Genomic DNA, 19100 nt, shown 5'->3' on the forward strand with positions numbered 1-19100 from the left:
GCCGGATATTGCGATAGCAAAAGCTGCCTATCACTAGGTCATCTTCGGCCTAACGCTGGGGCTGTCGGAGATTGTAATTTAGCCTTACAAAAGTTAGTAAACGGTTAACAAAAAAGACTATGGAACGAAGCGAAAAATATATACAGTATGATGGGGCTGCAGCAGCGGATACAGTTCAAGGTGTGAGGTCACGTAGCTGGTTAGGGCGCAAATTCACTGGGGTGGTTTCGTACATCAGGAAGCATCCCCAGGAATTTTTCCTGCAAGTATTGACTTTTGTCTTTATCTGCCTGTGGATCTTTGTCGGATCGAAAAAAGTATTCACCTTCGCCGAATTTCGCGCATCCATGATCAGGCAACCTTTTGCCGATCAATATGGCATTGTACTGTCGTATATCCTGCCAGCCGTGGAATTGGCCACAGGCATCCTCTTTATTTTTGAAGGGACAAAAAGATTGGGATTTTGGGCAACGCTTATACTGATGCTTGTTTTTTCAAGCTATGTAATTCTTGCCCTACGCGATACATGGGGTAGTATACCATGTGATTGTATTCTTGAATTTCCGATCAGCTGGAAAGCGCATCTTTGGGTCAATGGCCTGATCTCGATAGCATGTATTATAGGCTTACTACTTGATTGGAAAATAAGAAAATCTATTAAAACAACACGAAAACCCATATTAGGTTTATAAAGAAATTAGCAATAGCTGTTACAGCGGAAGCTGAACCCTAGGCTGGTTCGGCAGAAGGGCGCGTCTGCCAAAAGACTAAGGGCTTCTCGTCCTAGATCGGTCTTAACTACCTGTCAGAAAGAGAAAAAACACAATTATAAATTATAGAAATACGCTAAACGTATGAAAAAAATGAAATTTAATGCAAAAGCCGCAGTAGCTGTGGCCGTTGCAATGGCATCCTTTATCGGATTGAATAGTTTTAAAAACGCTGAGAAAAAAACATCATCGTCTTGGTATCAGATTACAACAAATGCATCCAATCCAAGCGATGATGTATTAGGAAGTGCTATTACAGATCCAACCTTATCGGGCCAATGTAACACAACTCCCGATGACATGCGCTGTGCACGGTTTATTGAAAACCCCGATAATCACGACCTATCAGGGTTAACAGTAGATGAAGCATCACAATTGTCGAACGTTCAGATTACAAGTGATCTGACCTACAAACCAGAACAATAGATACATCATAATTTTGTTTATCATGGTTTGATTATTGGCTCCATCAAATTTATGATGGAGCCTATTTTTTACCTTTCAAATTGCAGCACATCAGATTTTATAACGACTTCATCAGGAGCAGGAAAGGTGTATCTGCGATCCCTTGCTTGAAGATAATACTCTGTTCCATTCACCGTCCGCTTTAGATCCGCCTTAAGATGATCTTCCCGATTGAGCCTTCTTAGATCGTACCAGCGATGTCCTCTTAAATACAATTCTTTCCGCCGTTCCAACAGCACGAGTTTCAATGCCATCTCCTGCGTCATATCTTTATATTCGGGTGCTGTACCTGGTTTATATCGGTATTTAAGCAACTCGCCAAGGGCCTTTAATCCATCATTGTTTTTACCCAAACGCACTAAGCACTCTGCCTTGATCAGATAAGCTTCGTCAAGCGCTATCCCCGTAAAGAGTGCAGCCGAACCGAGGTAGGATCCCTTGTACTGATACAGGTTTCCAACCTTAGTAAAGAAATAGCTTTTGCGCAGATCATTACCATCGAACAAATCCACAAACGAGGTCGGAACGGTCAATTTGGTTTTGAAAAAATATTCAACTAAGTTCGCAGTTTCAAAAAACAGAAACTCCCTGTTGCCTATTCCATTTGCGGGGAAAGTATAACTAGCTCCGGGTGTAATACTATTATAGTCCATTAATGAATACCCCTCGTTTAACGCCATGTTGGCGTAGGTCAAGGCTTTCTCAAAATCACTTTTGACCAGATATAGGCGAGCAAGCATGATCATGGCACATGCCCGACTGGGCAGATACAATACGGGCACCTGTTTGGGCAATTGATCCAGCGCTTGCAACAAATCACGTTCAATCTGTGCATAAGTCTGCGTTACGGTCGCCCTTTTAGAAATTAAAGTCGGATCATAATCCAATCGCAAAGGAATTCCAAATGTTTCATTGTCGATATCGCCCCAAGGAACAGCAAAATGCATTGCCAAAGTGAAAAATGATTTCGCTCTAAAAAACAGGGCGTAGCCTTCGAGTTTAAGTCGTGTGCTTTCATCCTGCTCTTTGCCTTTCAATTTTTGCAATCCATCGAGTACGAGATTAGCATATAAAACCGTCTGATATGGATTGTTCCAATCGGGCACATCCTCACCTTCAAAAAGATCCTTGCTCCAGACATAGGCATTTTTATCCTGTAGCTTTTTCAGTGCCAGCCAAATATTATCATCCACAGCGATTTCATCACCACTGGCAATACCGAGACCATTTCCCGTGGATGTATTCATAACCGTGTACTTATTGAGCAGCATTTCGAAATCGGTCAAAGTCGATGGTACTAGCTGCGATTTGTTGTTCTTTACATCCAAAAAACTGGGGTTACATCCCCATAAAAATAATAGACAAAGTAAACTCAAAAGTCTTTTCATGATTTAATAATTTAAGTGAATACCTATCGAATATGCATTGGGAATCGGATAACTTGAATTGACCGCATCGGGGTCAATGCCAAATTTATTGGAACGGTATAGGATCAACCCACCATTGTACTGCGCAAATACCCCCATATTGGCACCCCTCACGCTTTTGAATGCGAAGTTATAGTCCAGACGAATATCAGAGAGCTTGATAAAGTCGCCCTTGACTACCAATGGACTTACATTTGCATAATAGCTATCCCGGTTGGCGTTTACATCGATCGGTAAAGCCGGTACTATCGTTGTGTTTTCATCCCCCGGTTTTTGCCAACGTTCAAGGTAGTCGATATTGCCAATGCTATTTTGAAAAAGCTTCGCATAGTCAATGGATTTCCTTCTAAAATAGAAGCCATTTTTCCATTGGACCAAAAAGCTCAGACCAAAGCTTTTATATGCAAATGTATTGCGTATACTTCCCTGATATGGCGGAAAACTACGCCCAATTAAAATAAGGTCGTCTATCGAGATGCTATTAAAATACCCCGTATAATCCTTGTCTCCACGCGGTGTAAGTAACATTCCAGTAGCCGGGTCCAGTCCGCCAAAAGGGTACGCATATATTTCATCCAACGAATGTCTCTCCCGCGGTCTCGGAGAAGATACAAAGCTGCTCGTTTTGACGGCACTGTTTGCCATGTAGCTGGTCACCTTGTTGTTCGTATAGCTCCACAATAGGTTAGCATCCCATCTAAAATTGCCCTGCAGGATGTTTGCGCTCAGATTCAGATCTAGTCCATTGGTAATCATATTGGCATAGTTGATCCGGTTGTCAACATTTGACACTCCATTTAAAGTAAAGATGCCCGTCGTTGGATCCAAAAAAGATTCGCCGATCAGATCATTTCCATCTTTGGAATAAAAATCAATCGTTCCACGAATTCTTCCGTTCAGCACAGCAAAGTCGAGTCCCAGATTAAGGATATTGATTCGCTCCCACTTTAAACTGGGATTTCCAGCACTGGATAAAGTAGCACTCGGCAATGAATTCGGGAATACGAAAGTCGCCACATAAGCTGTAGGCAAAGCACTGATTTTGTTAACCACATTTCCTGTCACCCCATAACTAGCCCGCAGGTTGAGCCTAGAGATCCAGTTTGGCGTTAACTTTAGGGAATTTTTGAGGTCTTCATTGACGCCGATAGACCACAGCGGTACACCTTTTTGGTTTGTTTTAACTCCAAATAAATTGGAAGCATCCCATCGGGTACTAAGGCTAAGGGTGTGCATCTTATCAAATACATAATTCAGATTGCCGTAGTAAGAGATATATCGGTTTGTTAATTCCAGTGTTGTAGCTGTATTGGTTGGAATCAAGCCGCTGCCCTCTGGGCGGACAGGATAGTATTTTGTATAATCGAAGCTTGTCTGATAGCTCAGGTTGTCGCTGTTATAACCATAGAGACGGCTTCCAGCTTCGGCAATGGTCTTATTCTCAGACAGCTCTGCTCCTGCCAATGCGTTGATCTGATGTCTTTTCAGAAAATTACGGCTATAATTTAGCTGGCCACGCCAGTTGTACGACTGGTCGCTCCCATTGTTCTGATCCAATATGGCACCCAGAGGAATGACATAAGTACCATCCGCTTGTGTGAATCTATTTACCAGATCGCGTACCAAGTAACTATCCTTGTTGTAGAGGTTACGAGTTGTGTTGATTCCTTGCTGAAATTGATATTTGAGCGATAAGTTCAATCCCGAGATAATCTCATAAGAAAGGCCTGTCCCTAACAATAGATTCCGGTTTGTCGAATTCAGATCCTGTTGGTTTCGATCTTTTATAGGACTAAAAGACCAGTCGAGCAAGCCATTCTTCTCGGCACTTTCAACATAGGAAGATAGGTAGCGGTAATTAATAGGAATCGCTGCGCCATCGCCATCCACAAAGGCCGTATAACTGTCTAGATTGCGGGTATAGTTTAAGTCGCTCAGCGAGTAACCATTATGAACAGACTCGTTCATATTCAACCGGATATTGGTATTGAGCACCAGTTTTTTGAGCAGGTTATATTCCGTATTCAATGATAAGGTATAGCGTCTGTCCCGATCCCCTACGATATTAAGATTGTTTTGATCGAAGCCCGCAGAAAGCAGATAATTGAAATTTGATCCACCAGCCTTGAGTTGGAGGTTATAGCGCTGCAGCCAGGACATCCGGTAAAGGTGTTCTTGAGCTTGCTCGCGTACATCCCTATTTCGCAGGATCTCTTTCTGTTGTTCCAATGTGGTCAGATCAATCAGACCATCCTTATATTTAAAATTGAGGGCGGCTACACCAGGCAGTAAAGTCGGATTAGCCCGGTTGTAAAAACCCCGATCAAAGAGCGTTTGTTCAAGATCAACACGATCCGCGGAGGGGATATAGTTTCTATTGTAAAATAAATCAGGCCTATCCTTTAAGATACTGCTTGCCGAAAAGGTTAGCTTCAAAGGTGTATTATTAATACCCTTTTTGGATCTCAGTATGATCACCCCATTACCAGCTTTAGCTCCCCAGATTGCTGCCGCAGAAGCATCTTTGAGTACCGTTATACTTTCGATATCATCGGGGTTGATCTGGTTTAGATCCCCTGTATAGGGAAAATTATCCAAAATAATCAAGGGCTCCGAACTAGATTCAATTGAGACTACACCCCGCAGTCGCAGTGACGGCTTATTGGTGTTCTCATTAAAATTTGTCCTTCGGTCAAATTGAAGCCCACTGGTAATACCCTCCAGCCGCTCTATAATGTTTGGAGAGGGATTGCGCTGCAGCAACTTTTGATCGATCTGTACAAAGGAGCCCGGCAAATTTCTTTTATCCGTACGATAATATCCTGTGTTGACGATGGCTTCATCTAGCTGCACCGACGTGGCTTTCAGGCGAATCACAGTAATTGCGGGATCTGACAGCAGGGAGACCATTTGCCTACTATATCCAATTGCAGAGGCTTCAATCTGCTTTTGCCCGTCCTGTACAAAAGAAAAATAACCCAGGTCATCAGTTTTTAACATCTTATTTTGTGGAATTAACCGAATATTGACATTTGGGATAGGCCTATCGTTGCTGTCGATTACCCTAATCTTTCGCGTTTGCTGTGCACTAGCTAGCAATGGAAGCAATAGCAGTATAAAAAAATAGAAAATAGCTTTCATTAGTTTTAAAGGTTAATTGGTTTATTTTTCAACTTCTTTGAGCAGAAGCACCGGAACTTTCTCATAACCGACTTTAAGAGTTAGGTTGTACCGTTTCAGTTCCCTTTGTACATAATCCATCGATCCTTTACCGATAAGGTCCATCGGGAATTGCATATGGACAAGCAGCCCTTTCGGCAAATTAGTTTGATCGACTATGCGATTATCATCAAACAGTTCATTGGGAAGTTTTGGCAATCCCGTTCTTACAAAGTCTAACCATTTAAGCTCTCTATATCGGCCACTGAAATAACGATAACCAGGTTCAGAAGACTTCGCTTTCTTTGTTAGCAGTCCTATTGTCTCCTTCGGCTTACCGATACATTTTAACACTGGGACTTTATATTGTTTTGATTGATCAATACTGATCTCGAGCTGATGTTCAGCTAGCACATAATCAGCTAGGTACTGCCGGAACAGATTTAAACCTTCTTTCTCTCCTATCCCCTGTGGCGCGCGAAATTCAACAGTTCTACTGTTTTTTCTCAGCCAGTCACCATAGATCGAATCTTTAGCAAAGTCATTATTATACATTTTGGGGCGTCCGATTTTAAGCTTACTTTTCAGATCAGGTCCAACCTCATATTTTATTGCTTTTAATAGATCCATTCTGTCAGTCAGCAGATCCTGATAGACAAATACAAGCAATTGATCGATGGGAATATTGATACCATAGTAGAGCCAACCATTAGGCGTTTTTACTCTTTTAAAAGTTACCTGCGCATAGCCCTCGGCGTAGCCACCGACTTTAAAGCTATCCTTTTGATAGCGCACAACCGCTGGAGCGTTATGCTCCTGAAAGAAAGGCTGATTAGGATCTATTACCTTGATATCAGACTCGTTATAGACGGAAGGCATTTTTCCAGCAAGCAACATATTGATATTTTCCAACGTGGCGTAATTTGCTCGCGGCATTGCTATTACCTTTCCCTTATAGATCCAGATCATATGTGGGATAGCTTGGTGTGGAAAGTAACGGGACAAGATCGAATCGTTGATCACAGACTGATGTTTCCAAGCAAAACGGTTAAGGACAGCTTGAATTTCGGCAGTTCCCTCATAGGTGACGGGTATGATGGCAACCTTCGCAGTATCTATCTTGCCGAGCAGCTGCTCATTCATATTTTTTAAGGAACCAAGGCATGGCACACACCAGTGTGCCCAAAAATCCAGTATAATAAGTTTGTTTCTATCCTTATCTAAGGATCTGTTATAGGTATTTCCGGTAGACCAATCGATCATCTGGTGTACCTCACTGTAAAAGGCTTCTGGAACCTTGTCATTGATATAAAGTCCATCGGCCCCGCTGTCTTTGCGAGGCGTCTGAGCTGATAAATTAAACATAGAAACTAGAAGGTATAAGATCACAAGTACCGTAATCTTTAGTATTTGAATACATAGCAACGCACTGCTATTGGATTGTAGTTTTAATTTTTTCATCATTTTAGGAATTGGTATTGGATGGGGATACGCGATTAAAGAAATCGGAGATCGCTTTAGAAGTATCTATAATTTCCTTGTTTACCTCTACTGAAATAGATACCTTACCAAGATCCAATTGAGTCATGTGGATCATAAAATAAGCTATCAGGACGCGGAGAAGTTCTACGGAAAATTCAGACAATTGCGGATTATCTCTCATTTTTCCGTTATCAACCTTGTCAGGATGTAAAACAACGATATAGTCTTTAATTGTACTTAGAGGATACTTATCCCAAAAGTCTTGAACATTTTTCACAGGATCATATCCTGATCTATGAGTTTCATAAATTACCAAATCCAGTAGAATTAGGTGAGCGTAATTAGATCTCATTCATTAGATTTTTGATGGCGAGTTTAGAGCATACCTATTCCAGTCCGACTGAATCGGTTACTTTTTAGGCCGTAAACCGCCCGTAATAAAATTGATTAATTGGGGGAGCTAGAATTCTTCTGAATGAGTATCACTAGGTAAATAATTGGGCGTCTCGAATTCCGTAGCTGATGTGGCCAGATCATTGCTGGCTGAATCGCACCGAGCTACTCGGGTGATTTGAAAATGTTTTTTGTGGATTGTTTTTTTTTCATAATTCTATTGTTTATTTCTTTGAGGAGAAACTGGCAGAAACAACAGAGTTATACTAGATCACCCTATTGCTTGCTCTGCCGAGAAGGCGTAGGACAGCCACCGTCTTTCGACGGCCGAACACAGAGCAAGCAGGGTGACCAAGTCTTATGACTATGCAAAGATAGCATAAGACAAAGGTCTTTCCTACTCCTTGTGTTCGAATGTCCTACTTTTCTCCACAAGATCTTCGGATAAAACATCCTTATCTTTTCACATCGTTTCCAAAAGGGAAACTAATTATTACAAATTTATACATTATGTATCAATAATAAAACAAAATGTATAAAAAATAATTGTAGAAATATTTTTGAGATAAACCAATATCTCTCAAAATGCAAAAAAACATTAAACAGAAAAAGCAATTAACACCATTCGGAGAATATCTTGCAAAACGCTCTGTAAATAAATCTGAAGTATGTAGAAAGGTTGGAATAAGTATCACTAGACTAAATCGACTCTGTTATAACAGTAATAATTTCTTAAGATGTTATGAATTACAGCTCATTTCGTTAGCTATCAATGAAGATGCCTGCAAAATGCAACAAGAACTATATGGCCAGCTTCAATTACAGGAGAAGTTTACCTATTCTGAACAGCTAATCAGCAATATATCAAAGCTACTAAGCGAAAACAACCTGATAAATAAAAATAAGATTACAGATAAGGATATTGAACGAATAGCATTGATTCTTCCTTTTTGCATCGATGAAAAAAATGAATCTGAAATCCTAGAACTATTAGGCCTTAAACGTAGAAGTTCTAGGTTAATTACCTCTTTAAAAGTATGCATTGAACTTGGTTTATTGACATTACACAAGAAAAATTTTGAAGGAAACATTGCTTCTGAATATGTTTTAACAGAATTAGGGAAACACGTGATTGAGGTTGGGCAGAATTAAAACAAGTTTTATTTACTTATGAACCTTACTCCATTCCATAAAATTGTTTAATTTCATAATGAAAAACTTTAATAATAAAGCACTTCTAATCATCGGTATGATTATCAGCTTTTTTTCGGGAATTGATTTCGTAAATAATTAGCTCATTCTAAATAAAGGGTACCCAAATATCGGACTTTTTAAAATCCCTTTCGAGGCTTCAATATGGGGTACTGTAAGCGACTGGGCGATACTTTTTGTTACTGCATTTACTGCAATATATCTGGTTAAAACTTTTAGAGAGCAAAGGGTAATTACACAATTAGAACAAAGGAGATTTCTAGACAGTTATCTCCCGATATTGGAGGTAAGCAATATTATTTATACTAATTCAAAATTACATAGCGAAACAAAGTTCGATATAATCATTAAATCTAATGCCCTACAAAATTTAGAGATTAATCATAATTTTCCAGATTATATTGACATTGAAATTCCTTACATCGTAAAAAATGTAATGCTTGCAAAGGGAAAAAAACTATCATTTTGTATTGTTATGGAGCTAAGCTCGGTATTTATGGAAATAACAGAGTATTCTGGAAACACTATAATTTTTCAATATGAGGATTATCTAGGTCACAAGTATAAACAGTACTTATTTTTTCTTGGCTCAGACAATGTATACATGCAACCTGCATTCAGAATTGATAATTAACAGTTGAATTTAGTTTATATTCATATTTGAGGGTACGATTATCAATTTTGATAACAATCTCCATTTCATCCCTTGTTCAATTATCCGATAGAACCAAAATATCGTAATCACTTATTTAAGAATAAGCCGTTCCTTCATTGACATACCCATCTTCCACCGACTTGCCCTTAGCGAGATTTCTAGGCAAAATCACCTTAGACGGAATTGTTATCTCACAGATGATTCTGACAATTTCGATTAATTCGTCATGTATGTGTCGTGGTAAATGAGACAGTTGGTTCATAGGGTAAATTTACGAAAATTATGACAAAATTGCTCCCGATGGAATAAGGAACATTCCTATAAGCGTAATAATCAAACAGATCACTAGTAGTATGTTTAAAAACACGTATTGAATCCCACCATTCTTATAAGAAAGTGCCAAAGTCTGAAGAGCTGCAATAGCTAAACTTAAGAGCATGAACCAATTCCATAATGTTATAATAGCGGATGCTAAACCAGCATTATCAACGGCAGCATAGATTATATTTGTTCTAACCGTAATTGTTAAAAGAAACGAAGATATCCCAAAAATTAGGTTACACTTGTAAAATGTGTTCGGTTTTCCAGTCATGTTTGGCATTGCCTTAAGTACTGACTTATTTTTATACATCAGGGTATGATTGTAAATAATTAATCGTAAAAAAAGGTAAGTCTACCTGTGTTGTTTATAATTGTTAAATTTTAATTCTATTCCTCTGCTACTTTTTTATAACAATTTTGATTTGGGATATCAGCAGAAAAATGACCAATACAAAATTCTATCCTACCGCTATTTCCACCTATATATCCAATTCCATTGCTTATAGTATCGTTTAAATGTTCAGGAAATTTTACTAAATCTCTATCCAAATTCCAAAAATAAGGCGGTTCAAACACTATTAAATCGTGATCTACTTTCCACTTTCCTTTAGTTTTCAACACTAATTTTTTATTCCTATCATACATCCGGAGATAATATATATTATCAGTCGCTAGCTGAATTGTATCATAGGTGTTTGTATAGTCAGCAGGGCTATAAGTTCCTATCATTTCACCAGTATAGTAATTACAAGAGACCGGTACGATAGTAAAAAAAGAAAAATTGCCGCTTTCATGTTTAATGATTTACCAATGAGGTCATAAATAAAAACCTGATAAATGAATTTAGTAAAATGCATTATGGAAAAGAAAACATTTTGACATCTTCTTTTAAATCAGTTTTTTTATTTTATGAAAGTATACTTCCTAGCTCCATTTCTATTTCTTCTAGTAGCTTGTCGAAACACTGCCAAAGAAAAACCTAAAGCAAAAACGCCAGAAAAAACTTTTAATTATTCTGCTTTTGAAAAAGACTATGCGGAAATACTGGAAGCAATACTCACCCATGACACTTATATCAATCGATTGATCATAACTGAAAAGCCTGAGACTTACATTGAAAACAAATTTACCAAAGATCTGATACATACGTCTTACAAGGGGGATTATCCTCCGGGAGATGCTATTGGAATCAGGGAATTGTTTAGCCACCTTGGTTATAACGTGCAGGATTCCATCGGTTTTCTCAATCAGACAAGAGCCAGGGATACGGTTCATATTCCCCAAGCAATCGTTCATAAGTATATGGTTAAAGACGGCAATAGATTGACTATGGAAGAACGTTTTTTAACAAAGTTGATCTTCCACTTACCTATTCTGACACATGATGGTCAAAAAGCCTTTGTATCCGTGGATCATATCTGCGGTGGATTGTGTGGCCAGGGCTGGTATTTTATTCTTGAAAAAATAAAAGGCAAATGGAAGGTTGTTAAATATGAGGATACTTGGATAGCTTAAGACCAATAGCAACATTGGATGATCGCTAACACGGCTTGAATAGATTATCGGATTATTAAATGAAAACAGTACAATTGCGTATTAAAAAAAATACTAAATGTTATTCTTACAGCAAATTTGTATTTTGTAACCAATTGGTAAGAGCAATATGATGGCAGATGACGAACTAGAAAATGTAGATCCAGACGATATTAGCGATTTACTTGTTAAAGTTGAAAAGTCATTTAACATGAAGTTTGAGAGCACCGAACTCATGCACATTTTCACTTTTGGTGAACTATGTGATCATATCTCCAATAAAATTCAACTGGCACAATCGAACGACTGCACAAGCCAACAGGCTTTTTATAAACTGCGTGATGCAATGGCATCGATACTTCAAATAGACTACAAAACAATCACGACCAGCTCTGCTCTCCTCGACCTTCTGCCAAAACAAAGCAGACGTTCTCTGGTAAAAAAATTGGAAGTGCACTTGGGATTTAAACTTCATATCCTACGACCACCCTACTGGATATCCGTTACACTTGCAGTTTTACTAGTAACATCTTGCGCTGCACTACTCTTTAATTGGCAGATCGGACTTGCAGGACTTGCATTTTCTAATGCCGGACTTTGGTTTGCAAAAAAATTCGGCAACATACTTAACCTGCAAACAGTTGGGCAATTAGCAAAAAAAATGACACGTGAAAGTTATTTCAAATCTAGACGCAACCCGAGCACTTTTAATAAAAGCGAAATTGAAAAAATACTAGTTGATTTATTCAGTAATGATTTAGGGATAGACAAAAGTAAACTAACAAGAGAGGCAAAACTCAGCTAAATTCCTATAGAGGGTACAATATTTCCAACGCAATTACTGAATAACAGACAAATTTAAAATAAGGCTATTCTCCTTGTATGGCCTCTAGGTGCACAAAATTTTCTTTAAATTAGCTTTGTGGCCAGAACAACAATTAAAAAAAACCTAAATTCAACCTTTGGAAATCTCTTAGTTTAAAAAGATGAGCCTGACGATAACTATCTTTCATCTAAAGTCTTACAATAATTATAACAGAACTGCTGCCGTAGGAAAATCTCCGTTTAATCATTAATAATAAATAATAGATGATGTATATTAGCCAAATCCAACGACTAAAAAGGGAGATATCAATGGTTACTATGAGCTTAAGGGTACCCAGGCAAGCGCTCCATTTAACGTCACCGCCGGTGGATCTGTTTCAGGTCTGCATAAAATTACTATTAAACAGTTAAGTACAATAATTTATAGCCCAATATTAATTCACCTGCGGGAGTACAATTCAGTACTCCCCTAAATATCACTCGATATGAAATTAAAATCATCCGTACTATTTTTAGCATTGCTCGTAGCGGGCAGTGCATTTGCGCAAGGCAGGAAAGAAAGTTCTGCACCGAAATATAAGATCGCATCCAATCAAAAAATCAATGCAAGCTTATACCAATTAGCTTTCAATACAGCTAATGACCAAATTTACGTCCTAGGTCCTAAGGGAGGATTTAAGGCTGAAAGTGACCAATATGTGTATGTATTATCAGGTCAGAATCTCGCTGTTGTCGATTCGATCAACAGCGGTAAAAATACACCCTTTGGACTTGCCATCAACAATACGACACATACCCTGTATGTAGGTCATAGCCTTCAGCAAAGTATCGGTGCCATTGATCTAAAAACAAAGAAACAAACGCTAATTCCAAGCGGCCGCGAGAAATCTAAGATCAGAGAGATCCCTGTTGATGAGAAAAACAATATGGTGTATGTTTTAGATCATGGCGTTCCATCAATTTGGGTTGTCGATGGTGCGACCAACACCTATAAAAAAACCATTACAGCACCAGGCACCTCTCTTCTGGGCCTAAATGTAGATCAACAACGTGGCAGGCTTTACAGTAGTGACAGCCAAACAATGGAAGGCAATATATTGGTATATGATACAAAAGATCATAAACTTGTTGGTAAATGGAAAACCTGGTCTTACTGTCCCTTGAATATCGCCGTGGACAAATCCAATAATCGTCTCTTTGTAAGCCAGTCTAATGACAACAACATTACCGTACTAGATGGCAAGACAGGCAATATTATCAATAAGATCTATCTTGGCTATGATGCCTCCCCTATCGGTTTAGTCTACAACAGCAAAAATGACCTGGTTTATGTTGCTAATAGGAATAAAAAAGAAGTAGCTATTGTCAACATGAAAGATTATCAAGTAATTGAGCGCGTTGCAACAAAAGGCTTACCGAATACACTCGTTATAAATGAAAAGGATGGCAGTGTCTATGTGACCAATAAAAGCTCTCGCAAAGCCGAAGAAGGTCTAGAAAATGGCGACACGGTTCAAAAAATCACAAAAATCTAATTTGTACGCCTAGTTATGCTTTCGCAAAAATTACTATTTTGAGAAAGCATATGCTATTATGCAAGCCTCTACCTAAATATAAGAACCTATAAAAATACAATCAATAAGATCAATAAACAATCCGTCAAATTTCACCGTTTTCGCTTTTTACCCCATTTACGATTATACCAAATAACACATCCAGTAATGGGTAATGAAGCTCCCACTAAAGAGGCAAAAGAAGCCAAAACTTTCGTCGGCATTCCACCGATAGTACCTACATGGATATCAAAATTGGCCCGATAAATTTTTTGCCCCAATGACATTTTTGCATATTTAGATTCTCCCACAATTGCCAGACTGTTTTGATCCATTTCATACCATGTCGTCAAATCATTATGCCCTGTTGTCGGGTTAATATAAACAGTATATACATCTTTTGCTTCTTTGGGGTATTTAATTCTCACATTTTGGTGCTGTATGAATCTTCGCCAAATTTCATCGTCAGGATAGCGAAAGGATGTACTGAGCAATGTGGTGTCGGAAATTCCTTTCTCAGGGTGGTGCAATCTAGTCTCTCCACCTGTAATCAACCAATGATAACCGTCGTCAAACCATCGAAAAGTAAATACAACTCCAGTTACGGTTAGAATAACAGTTATAATTAGGGTGTAAAATCCCAATACATTATGAAGATCAATATTAACACGTTTCCAATTGGCTTTCCATTTGATTTTAAAACTCTTATCTCTGGTAGACTTAGTCCATTTAGTAGGATACCACCAAATAAAACCAGTAATCAAAGTAATAAGAAATAGCAGGCAGTTGGTCCCTACGAAATAGCTTCCAAAGGGTCTTGGCAGCCAAAAGAAGCGATGTCCGGCACGAAGGAAATCATTAAATTTGGTTATTTTATCCTCATTTAGCCGATGATAAAGAAGTTGACCGTTGTAAGGATTAAGGTATAGATCGTGGTAATTGCCATCTGGGTCGGGTCCGTAAGTCAGTAAACAACTTTTATCCTTATCCCTGTAATCCAGAGAATAGAGTTTTCCCAGACCTTTTGGAGCAATCTCTTTCTCAAATTTCCCCACGGCTCGTTTTAATTCAGATGGCTGCAAAAACACATTGTCCATCTTTTCAACTTTTTGTCCCGGCGTAAAAACAAGTACAATTTCATCCCTAAAGGTCCATATTGCTGCAGTAAGACAAACCACAAAAACGACGATTCCCGAAATAAGCCCTAGCCAAAGATGAAGCCAATTGCTGATCCTTCTGAATAGAGACTTCTTAGATTGTGCCATAATTTTCATAAAATAGTCGCTATACCACCATTTGGTTTCATAGCGACTATATGCTATTTATTTTGTTCTAAAAAGACCATTTACACCATCAACGTCATTCACTTTGATTCCTCTTTCCAGCTTTCCTGTTGCGCTATCGTAGCTATAGATATAAAAATTCCCATCGATATCTTTTGTATTTACAGGAAAATAAACCTTACCATCATCCGCTAAAATATTGGGAGCTGTAGGCTGGCTTTTTGCCAAAGGTAAATCCAATTTGCTTAGTGTTCCCGTAGCCATATCTAGCACATGAAATTCCTGTACATTACCAAATCCATAGGAACCCCAAGTCAGCGCCTTATCCATACGTATTCTACGGATCAAGAGTTTTCCATTTCCGGCATAGGCTCCACCTAATACTGGATCACCATTTAATTTTTCAGATAGATTAAAGAAATAATTCGGATCTACCACAGCTGTTGCCTTTTTTATCCGATAGATACCATGAGGCTTGTCCCAATTTTGGGCAACCATTTCAAAAGGAGATGTAAGAATATACAAATCATCATTGTATCGAAATGTCTTCAATACGCCATTTCGATCATTTCCTGGACTCGTCGATCGATTATCTTCGCTATATACAGGATTATTCATCGCAGGGTAGTCAAATACTGCAAAATAGGCTGTGCCTGTCGCATAATTGGTTTTGCCTGGCTTCACAGCAACCGGATATTTCTCGTCACCATACCAGTACCCCACATGCATTTTGCCATCTTTAACTTCAGCAAATCCAACGATAGGACCAGTTAATCCAGCTTTTGTTGGAAGATCGAACTTACCTTCTTTGGTCACTGTCATACTTTCGACATTAAGAATTTTATAAGCCCCCTGATAACCATATACCAACAACTTTGTATTGTCAATCCATTGATGGTTATAGCGGTATCCTTCCGCTAAAACAAAAGGAATTACTTTCACGGTCTCCAATTTCTGATTGGTATACTTGTATTTACTCAACGTATTTTCGGCAGATTTATAGGAATAATAGTAACCGTCTTTTGCCATGAAGGCCAAGAATCCGGGCTCCTGACTAGTTACATTTGCACCCTTTCCCAAAAAAGAGATTTCCCCCGTAGAAAGTGTACTATTTTGAAAAAGATAAGTTCCGTCCGGATCCATCACAAGCCCACCTACAGCAAATGTTTTTTCGGTTTCGGGTTCAGGATCAGGATTGTCTGTGGTGTTACTTTTTTTACAAGATTGGACTGAAGTACCTATAAAAAGCGCAGCTAGCGCCAGTATAGTAAATTTGGTCATGTTCATATGTGATAATTAATTATGTTAAATGTGAATATTATTGGATAAAATAGCGTAGCTTGAGATTGAAAGAGCGCCCCGGTTTTTGCAGGCGAAAATTATCATAGGCGAGTTCATTCCCGAGATTTCTGCATTCGCCAGAAATATTATAACGGCCATCTCTTAAAGAATAAGTAATACCAGCATGATGCAGCAGCTGTGTTGGAATTACATTTAAGGATTGCGTACTGCCCCAAGCTTCCCATGTCAAATAGAAACTATGGTAATATTGGCTTGACCAGTCAAACTGTAACCTTGTACCTTTTCCCAACCAATCACTTTTGCCTACAGACAAATAGAGATTACCATATAGCCAAGGCTGGTTGGGGATCATATTACCATAGTTGGCTCTAGGCGTTTGTGTTCCATAGACATACCTTTGATTCTGCTTAGACTTTTGATAACTGGCGTTTAATGTAAATTCTAAAATCCGCGCATATTTATATTGTAGCTCCGCCTCTCCTCCAAACACAACCACCTTACCTTCATTTAGAAATTGGGAGGTGTTATTACCGGCCGGAATTGTATAAATAAAATCTTTGGCATTACGGAAAAAACCACCGATATCGACACTGTAGAAATGCGCCCCTTTTGTGAAGATATAGTCAGTACTAAGATTTAGATTATGGCTACTTTCGGGCTTAATATCTGGATTAGCAATAATATTTACACCGTCCCCCAGTACTTCGACGAGCTCAGGCAGTCGGTAGGCATGCTCATAAGAAAACTTTAATCCTGTATTTTTATCAATACGGTAGCGACTTGCCAAACCATACCCAAAATTATCATAGCCCCGTTTCTGTGCCTCCCTTGGATTTTTTCCCCCGGTCACCTCGCCCAATTCTACTCTAAAATGAAAAAGTTTTGCAAAAACAGTAGTATGTAGTGCATTTCCAAGAGCTTTATTCTGCCACGATAGCCCCGATACCGATTTGGATTGGCCAGAGGGGCTAAACACCTTTTGGCTCAGCTCTTCATCGGATTTCTGTCTGGCGTCGTTGTAATTTTGATTGAATACAAGCTGATTATTGTCATCGAAACGATAATTCAGATTTAGGCGGGTCAATAAAAATGAATTTTGATAATTTGTATACGATCTGTTAATGGAGGCTCCAAACTCGCCATAATTATTTTGGCTGCTACGTACCGAACCGTCCCACCAATAGGTTGTTCTAGAGGTATCCACGACAGTATATTTATCTACGGCATAGCTTGCAAAAGCAGATACATTTAAGCCCTTTAAAAACAAATTATCTTTTTTATAACGTAGGGTAGGCATAAAATAGTCACCATGACGATTGACTTTACCATAAACAATATTTTGGCTCTGACCGGTCTGAAACTCCTTGTAATGGTTATTATATAACATACCGAGAACAAATGCATCAGCCCATTTGCGGTTTACATAGCCAACCTCTCCCTGTAACATAGCCGACTTATACTGATCATGAAAACGTCTAACGCTCTTTTCAACAAAACTATCGGGTCCATCGGGTACCAAGATTGCTGCATCATACTTTGAATTGCTGTGCATCCAATAGTTATTGTCCGAATAATTGTAGAATCCGGTCAACTTAAGCAATAACCCGGTTGTATCGTTGACGGACTGTGCATTCAACGAAAGACGATGTGTATTGAAAGATCCCAGGCTATAACTCGCATCTAGATAACTCTTCGCGCCCTTATTGGTGACCATATTAATACCACCTCCCAGCGCATCGGAACCTAATTCAATAGGTACTACACCTTTGTACACTTCGAGTCTATCAGCCAGATTAACGGGAATATTGTTAAAATTCATTCCGATACCAAAGTTTTCCATAGGAATTCCATCGATAAAAAAACGTATTGCCTTACCGGAGAGACCATTCAGTGAAAAGTTAAAATCGGATCCTAGTCCTCCATACTCCCTAATTCGGACCCCGGTCGTGGTATTAAGAATCTGATTGACATCACGCGTGCTGTTATTGAATTTACTAACTTCAATCGCATTGACATTAAATCCTGTTTCTTTGACCGCCTGACTAGCAGTCTTTGCAGCAACATCGACCTGTTCCAGTATTTGTTGATCGGGCTGCAATTCTAGATTAATAAGCATCGGAGACGATTCTTTCAAAAAAAATGAGCGGTAAATCGCCTTATAGCCTACATTACTGACACGCAGAACATAGTCCTGATCTACCAAAACAGAGAGACTATACTGTCCATGATGATCTGTGGTAGTATTCATTGTTCCTAGCGAAACCGATACACCTGCAAGTGGCCCCTCAGCTGAAATTATTCGTCCATAAACTCGTTGTTTCTTTTCACTTGACAAACCAATAAAGACTTGATTACCGTTCTGTTTTAACTTGAGTTTCTTACCTGAAAATAAATCTGTAAGTAGGCGATCCAACTTTTCATGTCTATACTTTTTTGAGATCCTGCGATCAGTATTCAAAAGCTGAGGGCTGTATACAAATGTGCATTGTATATGTTCCTCAATCTGCTGAAGTGCCTGGGATATTTTTACATCATCAAAATCAATAGTCACTTTTTTCTCTAGAAGCGAACTTTGTTGGCCTAATGTAAAGGTTGGTAAACATAATGTATACAGTAGTGCACAGGAAATTATGCGCAACAAAAAAGCATAAGGTTGCTGCGCTAAAAATATTTTCATATTTTGCAAAAATTATGGATAAATACTGTTAGGATTTTTCATA

General features: G+C 38.7%; 14 protein-coding genes. 6 read left to right on the forward strand and 8 right to left on the reverse strand.

Features of this window, described 5'->3' with window-relative positions; genetic code table 11:
- Positions 1–119 precede the first annotated feature (119 nt).
- Both ACLCDV_RS18935 and ACLCDV_RS18940 read left to right on the forward strand, forming a co-directional pair.
- Positions 120–692, forward strand: coding sequence for a MauE/DoxX family redox-associated membrane protein (locus tag ACLCDV_RS18935; RefSeq protein WP_411971960.1), 573 nt, complete (start codon positions 120–122; stop codon positions 690–692).
- Between the two features lie 162 nt (positions 693–854).
- Complete coding sequence (locus ACLCDV_RS18940; RefSeq protein WP_343570303.1) at positions 855–1196, forward strand: hypothetical protein; 342 nt, start codon at positions 855–857, stop codon at positions 1194–1196.
- A gap of 68 nt (positions 1197–1264) precedes the next feature.
- Here the strand turns inward: ACLCDV_RS18940 and ACLCDV_RS18945 are convergent, their stop codons facing one another.
- Genes ACLCDV_RS18945 through ACLCDV_RS18960 form a run of 4 tightly spaced genes read right to left on the reverse strand, consistent with a single transcriptional unit; the run spans position 1265 to position 7655 of the window.
- Positions 1265–2623, reverse strand: a complete 1359-nt coding sequence (locus ACLCDV_RS18945) for a RagB/SusD family nutrient uptake outer membrane protein (protein ID WP_411971961.1) — start codon at positions 2621–2623, stop codon at positions 1265–1267.
- A 3-nt stretch (positions 2624–2626) separates the two neighbouring features.
- Complete coding sequence (locus ACLCDV_RS18950; RefSeq protein WP_411971962.1) at positions 2627–5803, reverse strand: SusC/RagA family TonB-linked outer membrane protein; 3177 nt, start codon at positions 5801–5803, stop codon at positions 2627–2629.
- A gap of 21 nt (positions 5804–5824) precedes the next feature.
- A complete protein-coding gene (locus ACLCDV_RS18955; RefSeq protein ID WP_411971963.1) occupies positions 5825–7285 on the reverse strand; it encodes a TlpA family protein disulfide reductase in 1461 nt (486 codons plus the stop codon).
- 1 nt (position 7286) lies between these two features.
- Complete coding sequence (locus ACLCDV_RS18960) at positions 7287–7655, reverse strand: hypothetical protein (RefSeq protein ID WP_411971964.1); 369 nt, start codon at positions 7653–7655, stop codon at positions 7287–7289.
- 626 nt (positions 7656–8281) lie between these two features.
- Here ACLCDV_RS18960 and ACLCDV_RS18965 point away from each other — a divergent pair.
- Positions 8282–8848 (forward strand): hypothetical protein, encoded by a 567-nt coding sequence (locus ACLCDV_RS18965; protein WP_411971965.1) that lies wholly within the window; start codon positions 8282–8284, stop codon positions 8846–8848.
- Positions 8849–10271: 1423 nt separating this feature from the next.
- On the opposite strand, the gene ACLCDV_RS18970 is transcribed toward ACLCDV_RS18965, so the two are convergent.
- Positions 10272–10613: a hypothetical protein gene (locus ACLCDV_RS18970; protein WP_411971966.1), complete on the reverse strand. Its 342-nt coding sequence runs from the start codon at positions 10611–10613 to the stop codon at positions 10272–10274.
- Between the two features lie 180 nt (positions 10614–10793).
- On the opposite strand from ACLCDV_RS18970, the gene ACLCDV_RS18975 reads away from it, so the two are divergent.
- The 3 genes from ACLCDV_RS18975 (at position 10794) to ACLCDV_RS18985 (ending at position 13777) form a co-directional block, all read left to right on the forward strand.
- Entirely contained in the window at positions 10794–11399 is a 606-nt protein-coding gene (locus ACLCDV_RS18975; protein ID WP_411971967.1) for a hypothetical protein, read from the forward strand.
- Between the two features lie 148 nt (positions 11400–11547).
- Positions 11548–12222, forward strand: a complete 675-nt coding sequence (locus tag ACLCDV_RS18980; RefSeq protein ID WP_411971968.1) for a hypothetical protein — start codon at positions 11548–11550, stop codon at positions 12220–12222.
- A gap of 505 nt (positions 12223–12727) precedes the next feature.
- The gene (locus tag ACLCDV_RS18985; RefSeq protein WP_411971969.1) at positions 12728–13777 is read left to right on the forward strand and encodes a YncE family protein; all 1050 of its coding nucleotides are present in this window, start codon (positions 12728–12730) and stop codon (positions 13775–13777) included.
- Between the two features lie 131 nt (positions 13778–13908).
- Here the strand turns inward: ACLCDV_RS18985 and ACLCDV_RS18990 are convergent, their stop codons facing one another.
- Genes ACLCDV_RS18990 through ACLCDV_RS19000 form a run of 3 tightly spaced genes read right to left on the reverse strand, consistent with a single transcriptional unit; the run spans position 13909 to position 19057 of the window.
- A complete protein-coding gene (locus ACLCDV_RS18990; RefSeq protein WP_411971970.1) occupies positions 13909–15069 on the reverse strand; it encodes a PepSY-associated TM helix domain-containing protein in 1161 nt (386 codons plus the stop codon).
- A gap of 48 nt (positions 15070–15117) precedes the next feature.
- The gene (locus tag ACLCDV_RS18995; protein WP_411971971.1) at positions 15118–16359 is read right to left on the reverse strand and encodes a DUF4374 domain-containing protein; all 1242 of its coding nucleotides are present in this window, start codon (positions 16357–16359) and stop codon (positions 15118–15120) included.
- A gap of 37 nt (positions 16360–16396) precedes the next feature.
- Complete coding sequence (locus ACLCDV_RS19000; protein WP_411971972.1) at positions 16397–19057, reverse strand: TonB-dependent receptor plug domain-containing protein; 2661 nt, start codon at positions 19055–19057, stop codon at positions 16397–16399.
- Positions 19058–19100: the final 43 nt, after the last annotated feature.

The sequence above is a fragment of the Sphingobacterium sp. Lzh-3 genome (assembly GCF_046764375.1).
Lineage (GTDB): Bacteria > Bacteroidota > Bacteroidia > Sphingobacteriales > Sphingobacteriaceae > Sphingobacterium.